Genomic DNA, 3,833 nt, shown 5'->3' on the forward strand with positions numbered 1-3,833 from the left:
GCCTTTTTCAGGATAAGCCCTTGATATGAAAGGGCTTTTAGCTTTCTTGGGATCTCTCGGGATCGGCCGAAAAGAGGGGGATGGTGGCTGGGGCGGAATCGAACCACCGACACGCGGATTTTCAAGCGCCCAGCGAACTAGCAACCCACCGACCACGGGGCACGCGCACGATGACGGCTGGAGCTAAGCGGTGTCACCGACTCGATCGAAAGCAGCAAAAGCAGCTACGTTTTGGCTACGTGCCATCCATGCCCGCACCAGCAAAATAGTCCCGCGCCGGCGAAAGATCCTAGCTAGATCATCGGTTCCACTTGTTGGGCTCCCGTCTGCATGTCAACTACCAAGCATTCGCCGGAAATGTCTCCGCGAGTAGCAACCAAATCAAAGATGACAGTCGCGCGAACTGACTGACTGGCTGTGCCAATGTCACTCGCAAGAATCTCCAAGCGAGTGTTCGCCTTCACAGTCCCATTGGCCTTTTCGCCAGGTGTCACAGTGATTTCGGGCCGCGTCAGGATGCGTGCCGAGTATGGCAAGTCAGTCTTGCCAATGTTGACCAAGGCAAAGCGCGTGATGTAGCGAGGGTTGAAGATGCATGAAACCTGCAAGCGAACAGTTGAGGCTGATATGTTGTCGGGCTTGGAATCCGATGCCGGAGGCGAACTGATGTTGAGCTGAGTGTTGTAAACAGGCCCATGGTTCGTAATCGACTGCGCGCTTTGCCCCACCGTCTGCGAGACGAGCCTGCCGTCCGGCACATCGAGTTTCGATATACCTTTGTCAGTAGGTCTATCGACTTGCACTGGGCTATTGTCAGCTTTGGACACAAAGACCGAGGGGAAGAAGAAATGAAGCACAGCGCCGACGCAAAGGCCACAAAGCGAAATGACCATAAGTGTCATACCGAAGCTTGACATGTGCTCCTCAGATCCTCGTGAAGCAATATGGCGCCCAATTAATGGCCATGACAGCATTGCCATGGAAATCAGGACAACAGAGAGTTTGAACCAAAGTGGGAGGGTGATTGGCAAATTTGGGGCAATAGCAAGGACCAACGTAAGTCCTGTAGCTCCCATGCCTGGAATAGCCCTTCCGTGCTTGATTGATTGCAGCATTGGGTAAAGAAAGCTGTCCGTTCGCCTTGGCGGCCTAAATGCTAGCTTACGCTGACACAGATTTAGCTGGGTGCCGAATCAAATCGGGTTCTTCTTCCGCGCGGGGGCTGGGGCGGTAGCCCCAGGAGAGCAGGCCGAAGGCCGCGGGAGCCTCGTCAATCTGGATAGCCAGCGGCAGCGATGGATGCAGTACACCCATCTGGCACGCGGGCGCGAAACGTCCGCTCGCAAAGGTCGCCGCCCCGCGCTCAAGACGGGGATCAGCGGTGCAGCGCTTGCCGCTGCACGCGGAGCGCCGTCGTTGAACTGCGACGTTCTATGTCGCTCAGTGTTGACCATCGCGCCGCCCGGCGCATAGAGTCGCTCCAGCGATAGCAAATCAGCGCCCGAAAGCGGTATCCGGCCCCACCGGAGTAGCCCGCGGCCAGGGATCGAGAACTCAGTCGGTGATCTCGAACGGCCCACCATCAGCACCGCACCTATCGCGAACCCAACCACTCTGGAGTTCGCATGTGCGCTGCTTTCATTGCCCCTTCTCCATCCTCGCGCCCCGCTGACCAGGCGAGCGTAGCGAGCCCCGGGCTTGTCTCATCCAAAACAAGTGTCCACGACACCCTAATTTCTTTTGCTCCTTCGGTCGTCGCTGAGAAGCGCGTCGCCCGATTGAAGAAGGCGGTTTGGGCATCTGGGCATCTTCACGGCATCGCTGAGCGAGGCCACCGCCCCGCCGTCTGCTGGTTCGTCACCCTGACCTACGTCGGCGTCGCAGACTGGAAGCCGCAGCACATCGCCACAGCCTGCCGCTGGTTTCGCAAGTGGTGCAAGTCCCAGCGCGTGCCCTGCCGCTACACCTGGGTCGCAGAGCTGCAAGCCCGAGGTGCAGTGCACTATCACCTGCTGGCTTGGCTGCCGCCTGGCGTCCGAATGCCTCACTGGGACACGGATCGCGGGCGCAAGACCTGGTGGCCGCACGGCATGAGCAACACGCAGCCTGCCAAGGCCGGTGTGGGCTACCTGATGAAGTACCTCTCCAAGCTCGGGGAGTTCCACCGCTTTCCCAAGGGGCTGCGGCTTTATGGCATCGGCGGCCTATGCGAGCACGGCCGCAAGGTTCGCGTCTGGCTCAACCTGCCAGAGTGGGTGAAGCTGTCCCACGGCGTTGGAGAGGTGGTGCGTAGGGCGGGCAAGCTTGTGCTGAGCGCAACGGGTGAGGTACTCGATAGCCCCTGGATTGCCCATTTGGTACCGCACGGCGTGTTCGTTAGGCTCAAGCGTGAGTTGCCTATGCGGTTCCACGACGGCGCCTACTGCGCCTGGCCCGCCGCGGCCTGAGAGGTCTGCATGTCCACGCTCGACCTTACGGAAGCCGCGCAGCTGCTCAAGGCGCACCCCAAGACTGTGCAGAAGCTCGCCCAGCGTGGCGCGATACCTGCCTGCAAGGTCGGGCGCTCATGGGTGTTCGTCAAAGACTTGCTGATCCAGCATCTGGTGACAGAATCACTCGCGCGCGTGTCCGTGGTCGATCTTCAGGAGAACACTGAATGTCGCTCTACAGACGCAAGGACTCACCGTACTGGTGGGTCAAACTCCCCGCTATCCGGGGCGAATCGAAGCCTTTACAGCAATCTACTGGGACTACCGACAAGCGCGAGGCGAAGCAGGTCCACGATCGGCTCGCCGCAGCGCGGTGGGAACAGGAAAGATTAGGCGTAAAGCCTCGACGCGCCTGGGAGGAAGCGGTAGTGCGCTGGCTCTTGGAAACGAAGCACAAGGCCACGCACGACGATGACAAGGCAAAGCTTCGCTGGCTCGACCCTTACCTGGGAGGCAAGCACCTAGACGAGATCGACCGAACGCTGATCGACCGGATCAAGTTCGACCGCGAGAAGATTTCCTCGCCTGGGACCACAAACCGCTATCTCGCCCTGATCCGCTCCATCCTCAAACGCGCATGCGACGAATGGGAATGGATCGACAGGGTGCCCAAGTTCAAGCTGTTCAAGGAAGCCGAAGGGCGCGTGCGGTCGCTGACGCTGCACGAGTTCGACCGGCTGCGACTGGAACTGCCGGAGCACCTCGCCGACATGGCTGTGTTCTCGGTAATGACAGGCTTGCGATCCGCGAACGTAAAAGGCTTGGAATGGCGCTATGTGGATCTGGAGAGAAAGCACGCCTGGATTCCCGGCAGTAAGCACAAAAACGGCAAGCCGCACTCCGTGCCGCTGAACGAGATGGCGCTCGCTGTAGTTCGCAAGCAGCTTGGCAAGCATCCAACCCGCGTCTTCACCTATCGAGGCGAGCCCGTGGGCCAATGCAACACCAAGGCCTGGTACGCGGCACTGGAGCGCGCAGGTATCGAGGACTTTCGCTGGCACGACTTGCGGCACACGTTCGCGACCTGGCATCGGCAAGCCGGAACGCCCACCCACGAGCTACAAAGGCTCGGCGGCTGGCAGACCGGCATCATGGTCGAGCGGTACGCCCACGTTGCGCCGGATGCCCTGCAAGGGGCCGCCAGCCGGTTGGATGCGTTCAGCGGCTACGCTGTGGCTACGGACAAAGAAAAACGGCCTAGCTCTGAATGAGCTAAGCCGTTGATCTGTTTGGTGGCCTGGGGCGGAATCGAACCACCGACACGCGGATTTTCAATCCGCTGCTCTACCAACTGAGCTACCAGGCCTTTGTTAATTTGCTGATTCGAAAGCGTGGCTCCGAATC

General features: G+C 59.7%; 4 protein-coding genes and 1 tRNA gene. 3 read left to right on the forward strand and 2 right to left on the reverse strand.

The features are described 5' to 3' along the window. Positions 1-293 precede the first annotated feature (293 nt). A complete protein-coding gene (locus ACIQ67_RS20035; protein WP_397536136.1) occupies positions 294-1,055 on the reverse strand; it encodes a hypothetical protein in 762 nt (253 codons plus the stop codon). 570 nt (positions 1,056-1,625) lie between these two features. Between ACIQ67_RS20035 and ACIQ67_RS20040 the strand changes: the two genes are divergently transcribed. The 3 genes from ACIQ67_RS20040 to ACIQ67_RS20050 are packed head-to-tail and all read left to right on the forward strand — an operon-like array spanning position 1,626 to position 3,700. Continuing rightward, on the forward strand, positions 1,626-2,447 hold the full coding sequence (locus tag ACIQ67_RS20040; RefSeq protein WP_397536137.1) for a hypothetical protein: 822 nt from the start codon (positions 1,626-1,628) through the stop codon (positions 2,445-2,447). A gap of 9 nt (positions 2,448-2,456) precedes the next feature. Beyond that, entirely contained in the window at positions 2,457-2,822 is a 366-nt protein-coding gene (locus tag ACIQ67_RS20045) for a helix-turn-helix domain-containing protein (protein ID WP_397536138.1), read from the forward strand. Then, on the forward strand, positions 2,711-3,700 hold the full coding sequence (locus tag ACIQ67_RS20050; protein ID WP_397536139.1) for a tyrosine-type recombinase/integrase: 990 nt from the start codon (positions 2,711-2,713) through the stop codon (positions 3,698-3,700). The genes ACIQ67_RS20045 and ACIQ67_RS20050 overlap by 112 nt, the downstream gene beginning before the upstream one ends. 19 nt (positions 3,701-3,719) lie before the next feature. Here the strand turns inward: ACIQ67_RS20050 and ACIQ67_RS20055 are convergent. Continuing rightward, positions 3,720-3,795, reverse strand: a tRNA-Phe gene (locus ACIQ67_RS20055). Between the last annotated feature and the right edge of the window lie 38 nt (positions 3,796-3,833).

Origin of the sequence: Roseateles sp. (assembly GCF_044373315.1) — a bacterium.
Taxonomy (GTDB): Bacteria; Pseudomonadota; Gammaproteobacteria; order Burkholderiales; family Burkholderiaceae_C; genus JACDQM01.